The 13,728-nt window shown below is 46.0% G+C and carries 15 protein-coding genes; 9 read left to right on the top strand and 6 right to left on the bottom strand.

What is annotated here, in order from left to right; all coding sequences use genetic code 11:
* Positions 1-244 precede the first annotated feature (244 nt).
* From HW560_RS14690 to HW560_RS33850, 3 genes are all read left to right on the top strand, one after another.
* Complete coding sequence (locus HW560_RS14690) at positions 245-1,318, top strand: M42 family metallopeptidase (RefSeq protein WP_090901744.1); 1,074 nt, start codon at positions 245-247, stop codon at positions 1,316-1,318.
* Positions 1,319-1,524: 206 nt separating this feature from the next.
* Positions 1,525-1,842: a hypothetical protein gene (locus HW560_RS14685; RefSeq protein WP_090901747.1), complete on the top strand. Its 318-nt coding sequence runs from the start codon at positions 1,525-1,527 to the stop codon at positions 1,840-1,842.
* 21 nt (positions 1,843-1,863) lie between these two features.
* Positions 1,864-1,986 carry a hypothetical protein gene (locus HW560_RS33850; RefSeq protein ID WP_256222184.1) on the top strand — a complete coding sequence of 41 codons (123 nt, stop codon included), beginning with the start codon at positions 1,864-1,866 and terminating at the stop codon, positions 1,984-1,986.
* 79 nt (positions 1,987-2,065) lie between these two features.
* On the opposite strand, the gene HW560_RS14680 is transcribed toward HW560_RS33850, so the two are convergent.
* Positions 2,066-2,773 (bottom strand): metal-dependent hydrolase, encoded by a 708-nt coding sequence (locus HW560_RS14680; RefSeq protein ID WP_090902606.1) that lies wholly within the window; start codon positions 2,771-2,773, stop codon positions 2,066-2,068.
* Positions 2,774-3,024: 251 nt separating this feature from the next.
* Here HW560_RS14680 and HW560_RS14675 point away from each other — a divergent pair, with 251 nt between their 5' ends.
* A complete protein-coding gene (locus HW560_RS14675) occupies positions 3,025-3,654 on the top strand; it encodes a YfbR-like 5'-deoxynucleotidase (protein ID WP_090901751.1) in 630 nt (209 codons plus the stop codon).
* Between the two features lie 52 nt (positions 3,655-3,706).
* Here the strand turns inward: HW560_RS14675 and HW560_RS14670 are convergent, their stop codons facing one another.
* Both HW560_RS14670 and HW560_RS14665 read right to left on the bottom strand, forming a co-directional pair.
* Positions 3,707-4,465 (bottom strand): response regulator transcription factor, encoded by a 759-nt coding sequence (locus HW560_RS14670; RefSeq protein ID WP_072734528.1) that lies wholly within the window; start codon positions 4,463-4,465, stop codon positions 3,707-3,709.
* 5 nt (positions 4,466-4,470) lie between these two features.
* Positions 4,471-6,351, bottom strand: coding sequence for a cache domain-containing sensor histidine kinase (locus HW560_RS14665; RefSeq protein WP_179263693.1), 1,881 nt, complete (start codon positions 6,349-6,351; stop codon positions 4,471-4,473).
* Positions 6,352-6,527: 176 nt separating this feature from the next.
* On the opposite strand from HW560_RS14665, the gene HW560_RS14660 reads away from it, so the two are divergent.
* The 5 genes from HW560_RS14660 (at position 6,528) to HW560_RS14640 (ending at position 11,154) form a co-directional block, all read left to right on the top strand.
* Positions 6,528-7,829 (top strand): ABC transporter substrate-binding protein, encoded by a 1,302-nt coding sequence (locus tag HW560_RS14660; protein ID WP_090901757.1) that lies wholly within the window; start codon positions 6,528-6,530, stop codon positions 7,827-7,829.
* A gap of 105 nt (positions 7,830-7,934) precedes the next feature.
* A complete protein-coding gene (locus HW560_RS14655) occupies positions 7,935-8,807 on the top strand; it encodes a carbohydrate ABC transporter permease (protein ID WP_072734531.1) in 873 nt (290 codons plus the stop codon).
* Complete coding sequence (locus HW560_RS14650; protein ID WP_179263691.1) at positions 8,808-9,632, top strand: carbohydrate ABC transporter permease; 825 nt, start codon at positions 8,808-8,810, stop codon at positions 9,630-9,632.
* 102 nt (positions 9,633-9,734) lie between these two features.
* Positions 9,735-10,160, top strand: coding sequence for an Rrf2 family transcriptional regulator (locus HW560_RS14645; RefSeq protein WP_090901761.1), 426 nt, complete (start codon positions 9,735-9,737; stop codon positions 10,158-10,160).
* 136 nt (positions 10,161-10,296) lie between these two features.
* Positions 10,297-11,154, top strand: a complete 858-nt coding sequence (locus tag HW560_RS14640) for an SDR family oxidoreductase (RefSeq protein ID WP_090901764.1) — start codon at positions 10,297-10,299, stop codon at positions 11,152-11,154.
* A gap of 166 nt (positions 11,155-11,320) precedes the next feature.
* Here HW560_RS14640 and HW560_RS14635 read toward each other — a convergent pair whose 3' ends face one another.
* The 3 genes from HW560_RS14635 to HW560_RS14625 all read right to left on the bottom strand — a co-directional run bounded on the left by HW560_RS14635 (position 11,321) and on the right by HW560_RS14625 (position 13,688).
* Positions 11,321-11,857, bottom strand: a complete 537-nt coding sequence (locus HW560_RS14635) for an RNA 2'-phosphotransferase (RefSeq protein ID WP_090901767.1) — start codon at positions 11,855-11,857, stop codon at positions 11,321-11,323.
* A 13-nt stretch (positions 11,858-11,870) separates the two neighbouring features.
* Positions 11,871-12,314, bottom strand: a complete 444-nt coding sequence (gene imm48, locus HW560_RS14630) for an Imm48 family immunity protein (protein ID WP_179263689.1) — start codon at positions 12,312-12,314, stop codon at positions 11,871-11,873.
* A 132-nt stretch (positions 12,315-12,446) separates the two neighbouring features.
* Complete coding sequence (locus tag HW560_RS14625; protein WP_179263687.1) at positions 12,447-13,688, bottom strand: transcriptional regulator; 1,242 nt, start codon at positions 13,686-13,688, stop codon at positions 12,447-12,449.
* Positions 13,689-13,728 lie beyond the last annotated feature (40 nt).

The following is a 13,728-nucleotide window of genomic DNA, read 5'->3' as shown; positions in this document are numbered from 1 at the left end:
TGCATATTCAATGCAGCTGCTTTGCGACTGTGTTTGGTGCGGATTTAATGGCCCGATGCATCGTCAAAGGAGCAACCATTCATGCCTGAGATACGTGACATAACCATGGACAATTACTTGCGCAAGGTTCATACTGTAGTGTGACCAGTGGTTAAATAAAAGGTTCTTCTCTTCCGAAGGACAACAGTCCGGCAGCCGTTCTGCTGAGACCTGATCTACATACAAGCAGAGGAGTTGTCGACACATGAATCAAAAAACGTTGGAAATGTTTCGCACGTTAACGGAATTCCCTTCCGTTTCCGGGTTTGAACGCGAGCTTCGCGGATGGATGAAGGAACAAATGTCTCCTTATACGAAAGAATTTGTCCAGGATCGCCTGGGTAGCCTTTTTGGCGTATTACGAGGAGAGGCGTCCGGACCCAAAGTTATGGTTGCAGGTCACTTCGACGAAGTTGGCTTCATGACCACAGGCATTACGGAAACAGGCATGATCAAATTCCGCCCACTCGGTGGATGGTGGAGTCAGGCTGTGCTGTCTCAACGTTTGGAGCTCATCACTCCGGATCGCCGGATTACAGGAGTTGTCGGTTCAACACCTACTCATCTACTCGATGAATCCCAGCGTAATAAACCGGTTGATCTTAACCATATGTACCTGGATATTGGTGCAGATAACCGTGCAGAAGCAGAGTCTTGGGGCATTCATCCGGGCATGCAGATCGTTCCGATCTGTGAATTCACACCGATGGCCAATCCGAAGAAAATTATGGCAAAGGCATGGGATAACCGTTACGGCGTAGGACTTGCACTGGAGCTGGTCGAAGCATTGCATAAGGAAAAATTGCCAAATACCCTCTACTGCGGTGCAACTGTTCAAGAGGAATTGGGACTTCGCGGTGCACGCACGGCTGCCAATCTGATTGAACCGGATATTTTCTTTGCACTGGACTGCAGTGCTGCGAATGATATGACAGGAGACAAACAGTCCTTCGGACATATTGGACAAGGCGCTTTGCTGCGTATCTTCGACCCGGGCATGTTCACCCATCGCGGTATTGTTGAATATGTTCAGGACACAGCATCAACGAATCAGATCAAAATGCAATATTTTATCTCTCCTGGTGGTACGGATGCCGGAGCGGTTCATTTGAGCGGTATCGGTGTGCCTTCAACGGTAATTGGCATCTGCGCACGCTACATTCATACCTCTTCTTCCATTATTCACACGGATGACTATGATGCGGCTAAAGAGTTGCTCGTGAAGCTGGTGAAGGGTCTGGATCAGACAACACTGAATACGATTATCGAAAACACGTAATTGTGGATTCTAGGGGTAAAGCTTGCTACATGCACTTCATTGCTTAACCTTCATTGAAATGAATATATGAATTTAAGAGATATCCTGATACATCAGGGTATCTCTTTTTTTGTTCAACTAGTTTAATAGCTAGAACATATATAGAAAAGAATCATAAGATATAACAACGGTAGAAGAACTAAACATAAAACAACGGGGGACCTATTATGGCAATGAGAAGGAATGGAAAATCGAATAAAGGTTCCACCAAAACAAATGCTGCCAACACCCTTCTCAATGGCAACCTTAAAGGAAAGAACCTGGAAATTATCGTCGCAGCCTTGCTGGTGAGCGGGAAATTAAGAGTGGATGCCGTTACGTTGTTTAGAGAAGCAACATTGGTGGTCGAGTTGACCGGAAAATATAAAACGCTGCAAAATATAACATCAACTAACACGGATAAGCTGGTCGATTTCATGAACCAGAATGGAGATATGACTTTGGATGACGTGATGCAAGCTTTCCAGAAAAGAATGAATTCCTAGATATTATGAAATGAGGTTGATATGATGTCTGACTTTGACGGAACCGGCTTTGCCGAACTGATCATTGTAGTTATCCTTGTAATGCTGTTTGTATTTGGTTCAACAGATATTGAAGGTTTGTCGAGTACACCCACAACCACATGAACCTCTCCATTTTGATTACAGCCATGCATATGAACCAAAGAAATACCAGTCCTATTGCAGGACTGGTATTTTTGAGATATCACAGAAATAAAGGGGAGAACGCAATCCAGGCCAAAATGAGAGCCAGCACAATGCACACATTTTCCACAACGGCTCCATGTTTCGTGCCCGTACTCATAAGATTGATCCTTATACGCCACTTGAGTGGTGGCAGTGGACGAATGCCGCGATTCGTCAACGAATCTGCCAATAGATGCATGACATAGGCTGTACCTCCGGCTACCCAAATCTCTGGCCCCTGCAAATGAGTTGTACTGTAGAGCAACCCAGTCCATACGGCGGTTCCATATAATGTGTGTGTCAATCCCCTGTGGGTTAACGTGGTACACAGCATTAACAGACTGCCCGCGATCAGATTCCATGGTGCGAAGGCATGCCCATAAAATACAAGTCCCAATCCGATCGCAAACATCAGCACTTTGCGTAGGGAACGTGACGGCAGGAAAGATACCATCGCAATCAAAATGGCGAGCAGCAGATTCCATGGTTTTGCCTGTACATAGAAGTACACAAATACGGCGACTGGCAGCAGGATTGTCTGTAACAGCCGAATGAGGCTGTTCGGCAACGCCTTGGATACCAATAGCGAATTGGGCTCGTCAATGTCTGGCAGCAGCGAACCGATCAGGGCCACGGTAACCGCCGGTGCAGTCACGGGAATGCCGGCCAATTGCAGAACAGAGAGGGATACAGTGGTCCCGATAATCAGGTGGGATCTTCCCATCATGGTGCCAAAACTTCCTTTCGAAGAAATAGGGAACATAAACTGCCCACTCCAGATTTTACAACGAAAACAATATAAGAACAATAGTTCGCATTTCTTAATTTACTTACTCCATGCCGTGTAATTACGATCGGATCTATGGGCAGACTAATATGCGAACTGATTTTACCTTTGCCTCATACGGCGTTAATCCTGTGTTAACATCACTGGTATATAGTCGGTTCATACCCAACCAACAAAGGATGATTACTTATATGGGAATTCATACGTACTTTAGATCACTCAACGATCTCGAACGCATTATTCGTACCCCGGGAAAATTCAAGTTCGAGGAGCACAGCGTATCTGCCCACTCCTGGAAAGTCGTGCAGTATGCCAAAACACTCGCCGATATTGAGGAACAGCATGGGGTCGCCATCGATTGGAAGAAGCTTTATGAGATCACCAGCAGTCATGATTATGGCGAAATCTTCATCGGTGACATCAAAACGCCGGTTAAACATTATTCACTGGAGCTTCGTTCGATGCTGCAGCAGGTAGAAGAAGGCATGGTTGAGCATTTTATTAACGAAAATATACCTGAAGAATTGCAGCCGATTTTCCGCAGACAGCTGCGTGAAGGCAAAGATAACTCTGTCGAAGGACTTATTCTTGAAGTGGCCGACAAAATGGATCAGGTGTACGAAGCGTTTGCTGAACTGCAGCGTGGCAATACAGAAAAGGAATTTATCGTGATGTACCGATATGCCCTGATCAAAATCAAAAATATTGACCTCCACTGTGTACACTATTTCCTCGAGCAGATTCTCCCCGACATCATTGAGGAAGGCAACCGTTCCCCATTTGATATCCGCCAAATCACGGAAGATGCTTTGTCACAATAATCAGCTCCGGTCATCGTGGTTCTTCAAGAGCCATGGACAGGGCTTTTTTGCGTTATTGTAACCTTTGGCGATACTCGCTGGGATACAGTCCTGTCTTGTTTTTGAAAATACGGCTAAAATAATGAGAATCACTATACCCCACCGCTTTACCCACCGTCTTGATATCCATATCTTCAAAGGCCGCGAGCATGCGTTTTGCTTCGTTGATTCGAAGCCCTGTCATGTATTTGAGCGGGGTTTCACCTGTCACCTTTTTGAAACACTTCCCCAGGTAATCCACACTAAAATGCATCTGTCCTGCCATGTCCTGTAACGTAATTTCATGCATATAGTTCTGTTTCAAATACAACTTGACGGCCTCTGCAATATCCTCCGGCTTCACCTGTTCATCCAGCATTGCACTGACATGTGCCAGCGAGTCCTCTGCACTGCCCAGCTTTAATTCCATCGCATCCAACAGTGACCGAAGCTGTTCTTCCGTGAGGGGTTTAAGCAGATAATCCTCCACTTTGTAACTGATCGCCTGACGTGCAAACTCAAACTCATGATGGCCGCTCAGGATCACGATCTTGACATGCGGATAAGCAAAATACAGATGTTTCGCCAGTTCCAGCCCATTCATGACGGGCATCTGAATATCGGTAACGACCAGATCCGGCACCGTATGTTCAATCAGTTCCAATGCTTCCTGCCCATTCCTAGCCTCACCGATAACCTCGAACCGTGTGCCCAACTCGCTGAATTTCCGGGATACGTTGCGACGAATTAACGCCTCATCTTCCACAATAATGGTTCTATATGTCATCACCATGAGTTTTAACTGTGCTCCTTTCGAATGGAACCGCCAATCGTAATGCTGACGCCGCCAGAAGGTTTATTTGAAATATGCATATGTGCCGCGGAACCATACCATAATTTGAGCCTGATCCAGATGTTTTTCAATCCCATCCCGTTGATCTCAAGTTCAGGCATACGCTCCCATTCCTGTGATTGTTGTATGTACTGCTGGATGAGCTTGAGCGCCTCGGGTTCCATGCCAGGTCCGTTATCTTCGACGGTCATTAGCCAGGTTTCCTGTAAGGTATCCAGCTCTCCAATGATACGCAGCTTCCAGGGTGGTGTATCACGCAGTCCATATTTCATGACATTTTCCAGCAAAGGCTGAATCAGCAGCATGGGCACCTGAAGATTTTTCATCGAGTCCGGAACATGGAATTCATAAAGCAGATCATCTTCGAACCGAATTTTCATACACTCCAAATATCGCTCACAGTAGTCGATTTCTCTTTCCAGTGGAACACCGCTTTTGTTCGGAGCCGAGATGTAACGCAGCATGGATGCGATGTGACCACAGAACGCAACGATCTGTTCATTCATGCCCTCCTCCGCCATGATGCTGATGTTCGTAATGTTGTTATACAGAAAGTGAGGGTTCATCTGGGACTGCAACGCCAGCAACCTCGCATCCGTTTCCTGAGATTTAATCGCCAGCATGTCTTGAAAGGACTGCACAAGCTGTTGATTCAATTGGATAAACGTATCATTCAACTCATCCATCTCACGGATGGAACCCGGATATTCCAACTTGAATAACTGGCCAGAGTCCTGACCCGTGCTCAGATCGTGGACGCCAGTTTTCTGAATTATGCGCTGCAAACGATGAAGCGGCAAAGTCACTCGTTTGGAGATCAGGTATGAGAGGAGCAGAATAAGAATCAAGGTAGCTAAAGTTGCCCCCATAAACAGAAAAGCCATGCGATTCAGATTCGCAAACAGGGATTGTTTGGACTGCATCACGATAACCGTCCATCCGGTCTCCTGCGAGGTCGTGTAGGTCATCATTTGCTTTGAATTCCCTTTGGGATCTACCACTTCTTGCATCGTTCCTGGTGGATAGCGGTCGTTACGAATCAAGTTAACAACGTCAGAATGGAGTGCGTTTAACGGGTTTTCATTGGACAATAAAGGATATAAAAGCTCATTACGTTCATTCAATACATAGAAGCTCAGATCTTCGTTCCCCGCTTGCACATCATTCAAATGCTGGAACACGGTTCCAGCATCCTGCAAGATTTCGACTACACCTTGCGAGACATAATTTCCATCCTTATACACCCGGGTAAGAGAAAGATATGGTTTGTCTGATTCCCCCTGCCCTGTTGGCATCGGTAAAGCCCCACCATCCAGTAAACTTATGACACGCCAGCCATTGCGCGCCCACGTTTCCTCGTACCACGGTCTTTGGGTCAGATCTACGGACAGCTGGCCATTGAACGCACCGGCACCCAGCATTTTACCGTTTACATCATAAATATTGGCTTGTTTGGCTGTGTTGGAGCTGCTAATGATCGCCAGAATGACATCAATCAGCGTTGTTGTATCCTTGTAAAACGCCGGGTCACTTGTCAGCGTCTGTTCATTGTCCTCCGCTGGAGATAAATAGTGACTGAAGTGCTCCTTGACCAGATTGGAATATACGATGTTCATGGAGAAATTATTCATTTTGACGATTTCCTGATCCAGGTTGCCCACCATCGAGTTCCCCAGCTGTTTCTGCTGTTCGGCACTTCGACTACGAATGTCATTGGCAAGAAAAACATACAAGAGGCTGGCCACAATCAATGAAAAAACAATAAATACTGCAGAATAGTAGGCAAACAGGCTTTGCTGAAGCGTTCTGAATCGGTACTTAACCATCTCACACCTCGTTATCGGATGATGTATTGCAACTTACTCGAAAATGTCCACCCAAGAGAACGCTTTTGTCTATTGAGCACATTCTTTGTTCCGCGTAAAGTTATCCACATAAGAATACGCTTACATGAAGCGTTTCGGCAAGAGCCATTATTCTTTATTCCATGGGAGGTTTATTAATGAGAAAACGATTTCTATTATCCATCGCAGGCGTGCTACTGCTGTCCAGCCTGCTTCTTGCCGGGTGCAACTCCGGTGACAGTTCCGAAGGTTCAGGGAAGGTAACGCTAACGTTCGGAACAAGCCAGAGCGGCATTCCACGTACGGGTATTATGCAAACGATGGCTAAAGAATATGAGCAGGAAACGGGTGTGAAAATTGACTTTCAGGTGGTCCCTGACGCTCAGTGGCGTGACCTGATTAAGGTGAAGCTTGCCTCCGGTGAAGCTCCTGATATTTTCAATGTGGATGTGGACCCGCTGAGCATGCCTGCTAACGTAAGACCTGAGGAAAATGCAATTGATCTGACCAATGAGGAATTTACAGGACGCATGTCTGAAGAGATTTTACCAACGGTTAGCTATAAAGATAAGGTGTACGGGGTTTCTTTTGCACCATCGAAAATATGGTATGTGTACTATAACAAACGCATCTTTGAAGAGCTCGGCATCCAGCCACCAACGTCCTACGCCGAGTTCAAGGCCATCAGCCAGAAAATCAAGGACAAGGACATCATTCCGTTCTATCAAGCGCCTGCCAGCGGATGGTATCAGGTACTGCCTTTATTTGAAACCGGTCCAAACTATGAGCAATCTACGCCGGGAACGTACGAGAAGTTGAACAACAATGAGATGAAAGTCGCGGATTTGACGCAGCTCAAAACGGTCATTGAACAGTTAAAGGAATTCGCGGATCTGGGTTACTTCGGCAAGGATTTTCTGTCCAACACGGTCGAGGCTGGCATTGAAGCCTTTGGTCAGGAGAAGGCAGCGATGCTGCTTCGAGTTCCGGGCACCGAAAAGGAAGTGTCTGAGGCGTATCCGGACATGAAGGACAATATGGGATTTTTCGTGATGCCATGGGGCGATAATCAGACGATTGGTGTGAATCCGGGCGGTTCGGCTGCGATGTTTGGCAACAAAAACAGCAAACACCCGGAAGAGGTACTAAAGTTTTTCCGGTGGATTACGGAGCATGATCATCTGCAGCGTGTATTCGATGGGGGTGAAGGCAACCTGACCATATGCTGGCCGGAAATCGAACCGAAGCTGACACAGGACTATATCGACTACGAGAAAAATCATGAGAAAGGTACGGTCATGCAGGCCGCTGTAAAGTATATTGATCCGCAGTGGATGGATATCGGCAAGGATCTTTCTGGCATGTTCGCTGGAGCGATGACCCCGGATCAAATTCTGCAAAATATTGATAAACGCAGGGCTGAACAAGCCAAAGTGCTGAAAGATGATGCGTGGCAATAAGAGCGCGGTAAACACATGAGGCATGTAGCTGACCACCATTACATACAGCGAGGTGAGGCGCCATGCACTCATGCATATTGGCAGGAAGGACAGGTGTTACAGATTATGAATGTGAACAAGATCTATCCCTGGTATTTCTCATCCGGAGCGATTGTGTTGTATCTGCTGTTCATCGTCGCTCCCGCCCTGCTGGGCATCTATTATTCCTTCACCGATTGGAACAGCTACAGTTCGGAGAAAAACTTTATTGGTCTGGAGCATTTCCGAACCATTCTGGCGGGTGATCCAACGTATTTACTTTTTATTAAAAATACAGTCCTTTTCACCCTGATTACTTCGATCGCCAAGACGGTTCTGGGCCTATTCCTAGCTCTGTTGCTTGTCAGCGGTGTGAAGGCCGCCAATCTGCACCGGATGATCATATTTTCACCCCAAGTCCTTTCGTTCCTGATTGTTGGCCTGGTCTTCAAAAGCCTGCTCGACCCCAACAACGGCTTCGTTAACGTGACGCTGCGTTCGCTGGGTCTGGACGTTCTGGCCCAGAACTGGCTGGGCTCCTTGACCTGGGCGATGCCATCCATTATGGCAGTGGATACGTGGAAAGGCATGGGGTACATTATGGTATTGTTCATTGCCGGACTGCTCGCCATTCCTCGTGACTATTATGAAGCGGCATCGATTGACGGTGCCGGCTTCTGGCAGAAGCTGTTTCGGATCACCATTCCGATGCTGATGCCGACGATCACCATCGCTACGGTGCTCAATATTACGTATGGGCTGCGGGTATTTGATGCGGTATATGTACTGACCAATGGTGGACCGGGCAACGCAACAGATGTGATTAACACAGCGGTGTATTCCTCTTTTGCTAAAGGGTACTGGGGGCTTGGCAGTGCATTATCCACAATTCTGTTTGTCATTATGGCGATCATCTCCTTCTTCATCATCCGCTTGATGAACCGAAAGGTGGAATACTAGATGCGAGTGAAAAAACGGCTGGTTTCCATCGGATTAAATGTACTTGCCTGGCTGCTTAGCCTGGTGGTCCTGATTCCTTTTGCCGTCATTGTGCTGAATTCATTCAAGTCCGATGCCGAAGCCAAAGTGCTCAAATTGACCCTGCCCGAGAAGTTCATCTTTGAAAATTATAAAATCGTCTATGAGCAGGGGCACCTGGGTGGTTCCTTTTTTAACAGTTTGCTGCATTCAACGGCTTCCTCCCTGCTGCTGGTATTTGTTGTCGCGTTCTCTGCCTTCACGTTATCAAGAAATTATTCGAAGTTAAGCAAGTTCCTATATTTCTTTCTCATTCTGGGCATTACACTGCCCTTAAACTACATTCCATTAATGGAGGTCATGAAGTCGCTGGGCATGATTAACTCGCATGTGGGCATGATTCTGCTCTATACCGCGATGGGTATCCCGATTTCGCTATTCATCACATATGCGTTTGTATCCAATATTCCAAAAGAACTGGACGAAGCAGCGATCATGGACGGATGCAACGGGATCAAGCTGTTTCTCCGAATTATTGTGCCTTTGTTAACCTCTGTACTGGTTACGGTATTTGTTCTTAATTTCCTGAGTGTCTGGAATGAGTTTACCGCCCCACTCTACATGCTCAATACCGTCGAGATGTGGCCGATGACGCTTGCTGTCTATAACTTCTTCGGACAATTCAGTGCTCAGTGGAACTTGGTGAGCGCGGATATCGTGCTTACGTCCCTGCCTGTGTTGATTGTGTTCCTGATTGGGCAAAAATATATTGTGGGTGGTTTGACTTCCGGGGCAGTTAAAGGTTGAAAAATATCCGAAATGAGAATTCATTACACCTGCTACTTCGAAATTTATCATTGACATCACGTTTATTTGTAACTATTATAGTTACAACGGTGGTGATCATCCATGAAACAAATCAGCAGTCGCTTTTCCATTGCGGTTCATACGCTGTCTCTGATCGCTGTTGTGCCCAATGAGTGCACGGGAGATTTTATCGCCAAAAGCGTGAATACCAATCCCGTCATTATTCGGCGCATTATGTCCAAACTGAAACAGGCCGGCCTGATTGAGGTCAGACCCGGGGTTGGCGGTGCTTCTTTGTTGAAGGACCCCGCGGACATTACCCTTTTGGATATCTATCGTGCGCTTGAGGTTGTGGAGGATGGCGAGTTGTTTAACTTCCACAAACATCCGAACCCAAATTGTCCGGTTGGCAGCATGATCGAACAAACCTTGCGCGCCGAACTTATTGAGGCTCAGCTAGCTATGGAGCAGCGTTTGAAACGTGTAACGATACAACAGATGATGGATCAGGTTCACGTCTCTGAATAAAAAAGCTCATTACGAGCTTTTTTTAAACCTTTCGTTGTAATCACACCTGTTATAACACATACGATTACATCTTTTCATGTAGTTGACATTTCACTTTTGTGTCGACACAAAATATACCTTATAGGAGGAAAATACAATGAAAATTTTAGTTACTGGCGCAACAGGTCATTTGGGTTCACTGGTCGTAGAGGCACTGTTACAAACGGTATCTGCTGGGGAGCTCGCTGTAAGTGTACGCAACCCGGAGAAAGCGGAAGCATTGCGCACTCAAGGTGTGGACGTTCGTCAAGGTGATTTCGATCAACCGGAAACGCTGGAAAAAGCATTTGCAGGCGTGGATCGGCTTCTGCTGATCTCCACAGACGGTGACAATGAAACGCGTATTCGCCAACATCAAGCTGCCGTGCACGCTGCCAAGAAAGCAGGTGTTGGATTCATCGCTTATACCAGCGTTGTGAATGCGGAGAAAAACACCCTTTCACTGGCTGAAGTACATCGTGCCACAGAACAGGCTATCCGTGATTCCGGCATTCCTTATTCCTTCCTTCGTAACAACTGGTACCTGGAAAATGAAGCAGGCAGCGTTCAAGCAGCTTCCCAGGGCGCACCTTGGGTGCATGCAACTAACGCCAGCCAAGTGGGCTGGGCTACTCGCAGTGATTATGCACATGCTGCCGCTGCAGTACTGACAGGTGAGGGACATGAAAATTCAGTATATGAGTTGTCTGGTAAACTTCGTACTCAAGCTGAGCTTGCAGCCATCGTTGGGGAAGTGCTTGGACAGGATATCAACGTGCAAAACGTGGATGATGCCGCGTATGCAGACATTATGAAAGGTGCAGGTCTGCCTGACTTTGTAGTCTCCATGCTTGTTGATATGCAAAGTGCTATCCGTGAAGGGGCACTGGCTGTAGAGAGCGATACATTGGAGAAATTGCTTGGCCGTCCGGCTCAACCATTGAGTGAGGGTGTAAAAGCCATTTTGGGCAAGTAAGTTTAAATAGAAGAAGGGGACACACCAGCGAATGTTGGATGTGTCCCTTTTGGTGTAACAGCGATCTATAAAAAGATACAGTTGAACGTACTCTTTATACTAAACTAGTTTAATTGTGACTTACATTCGATTTAGATATCGGTAGTCTCCATCAACGTTACATCGATCATTGCTCGATATATCGTGCCGGAATGTGATCGGCCAGCCAAATATTTTCGTTTCCATGATAGAAGAAAATACCTTCTTTGGCCGCTTGAGCCGCGTTAATTTTCAGTATTATTGGCTGGTCATCACGTCTTCGTCCCACCTGATTGGCGGTATCCATATCTGCAGATAGATGAACATACTGCCTCTGACGAGGCTGCAAACCTTGCTCCATAATGGAAGCAACCGACCGCAGTGGCGTGCCATGATAGAGTATCTCCGGTGGATCGGCAGGTGTTTTGGATATCTTTTGCGGAGTCGAATGACCATATAATGCCCGGATGCGGCCAGAATTGATCTCATGTCTCTTTTTCTCAGAAGCTTGAATCATCTGCTCCAGATCCGCTTCCGTGACGTCCTTCCACTGTGGACTCTCATGTAAAGCCACCAGCAATTGCGGAATCTCCACCCAACCCCCTTCGTCCAGCTCCAGCTCATACTCCCAAGGGGCGTGACGCAAGGCGTAGGAAAGTTCCTTGCTTAATTTCATCAGATCCATTATGCTCTGCTCCTTAGTTTCTTTCTGGTTGTACCGCTGCTAAAATCTCCTGAATGTTGCGGGCCAACCCTTCATCGTCTTCCTGATTGAATTGGCGGTGTCCATCAATCCCACGTTGGATAATCGTATTCATCACCGGATGAACCTCACGATCGGAAGCCACCCGGATCAGATCATCGGCAAAATCCACCGCCTGCTGCTCACTATAGTTAAACGGCTTGATCAACATCCGGATGCTCAGTGCATGAGCCTGTGGCTCCGCAAGTTGATCCCGATGGGTTATGCCATATACAGCGCCAAATCCAAAAGCAGCGATCACCTGACGCTCCAGCTCTGTTGTCTGTTCCAAAGGCGTACCGATCAGTTCACAAATTTTGTCCACCATCTGCTCCAGCTCTGAAGCCGCCGCAGCCAAAATTACGTCGTTAATATCGTCAGCGTTGATAAAATCAGTCATATTGTATTTCTCCATTTCTGCTCCGTATTTGATCCATTCTCTTAGACTCTATGAGAACATTGTATCGGAGATAGGGTGTTCCTTTCAAATCACCCATATGTCGTCGACACTTCTCTTACTCTCCTATTACCCTTAAATAAGTAGAGTCGCTTGGGATTTAAAACGATTTTTTGCGAGCCTGAGCGCCTTATCCTTTTCACCATGTTTCATATAGTACTGGAACAATATCTCTTCATAACGTTCGGCGAGATATTGGGAACCAAGTTCACGATAATAAGGAAGAATTCGCTCTTCTATCATTTCATAATACGCTTGCTCCTGCCCTTGTAAAATGACAGACTGGAGTTCCAATTCCATATAACTTGCGTCTGCAACAAGTTTAGAGTTGTGCAAGGCTTTCAGAGACATATCCAATAGCGTGTTTGCAGGAATGAGCTTACCCAGTCTACACGTTTCTATGTAATTATTGAGCACCATCAGGTATAACGGTTGTTTCTCCGGTATAATATCAAGCGCTTGTCTGTACCAGTAAGCAGCATCCTCATATTGCTTCCGCCGGTTATATTCATAACCCAGATTGTTCAGCAGCTTGGCCTTTCGGTCAATAAAACCACAATCCTCACAAATCCGAATGAGATTCTCATATCTGCGTTTCGTCTCAGAAAAATCATGATACTCACGAGAATTGAGCTGAACCAGCATAATGGTTTCGGTATCAATGATCCGCACCATATTGAGAGTTTTCCGAAAATGCTGGATAGCTTTCTCAGCGTAATAGTAAGACGTAATATTCGAATATATCGAGTGATAGGCCAGAGACAAATGATAAAAGTATTCATGATTCGTATATTTGGATTGATTTATTGAAGTCAGGGTCTGGATCGATTTCGTATAATGCCCTGTGAGGAAATAGTAAATCCCCATCACATGGTGATAAAAATAATGCTCATACGAATGCTCCGATTCATCCGGAATTTCCATCTCGGCAATAAGCCTTTCTGCTTCATCCATATCATTCATAAACAAGTAAAATCGGATCTGCAGCAAGTCATAAGATAAACGCAAGTCAGGTATACCTTTTAACGGTTCTTCTTCCAACTTGTCTTTGAGACGAATAGCTTCCGCTGTTCTCTGCATAATAATGGCCTCTTGCCATGAATCCAGAACATTGTTCATCTGATGATATCTTGTTACTTCCCTTGCCATATCAATGTACAATCGCTCACAGAGCATATCCATAATTTCCTGTGAATACTCTGTCATTCCCCGCTCAATTTTGCTCAGATGTGTGACTGAACAGATTCCTTTCACCAGTTCTCCTTGAGTTCGTCTATGTTTCTCCCGGTAAAATTTAATAATCTTCCCTTCAATCATCACTACACCTCTTTTTATCCATCGTATTATCCCTAATTAT

The organism is Paenibacillus sp. E222, assembly GCF_013401555.1.
In the GTDB taxonomy this organism is placed as follows: domain Bacteria; phylum Bacillota; class Bacilli; order Paenibacillales; family Paenibacillaceae; genus Paenibacillus.
Note: the sequence above shows the minus strand (reverse complement) of the source record. Positions and strands in the feature narration are given on the sequence as shown.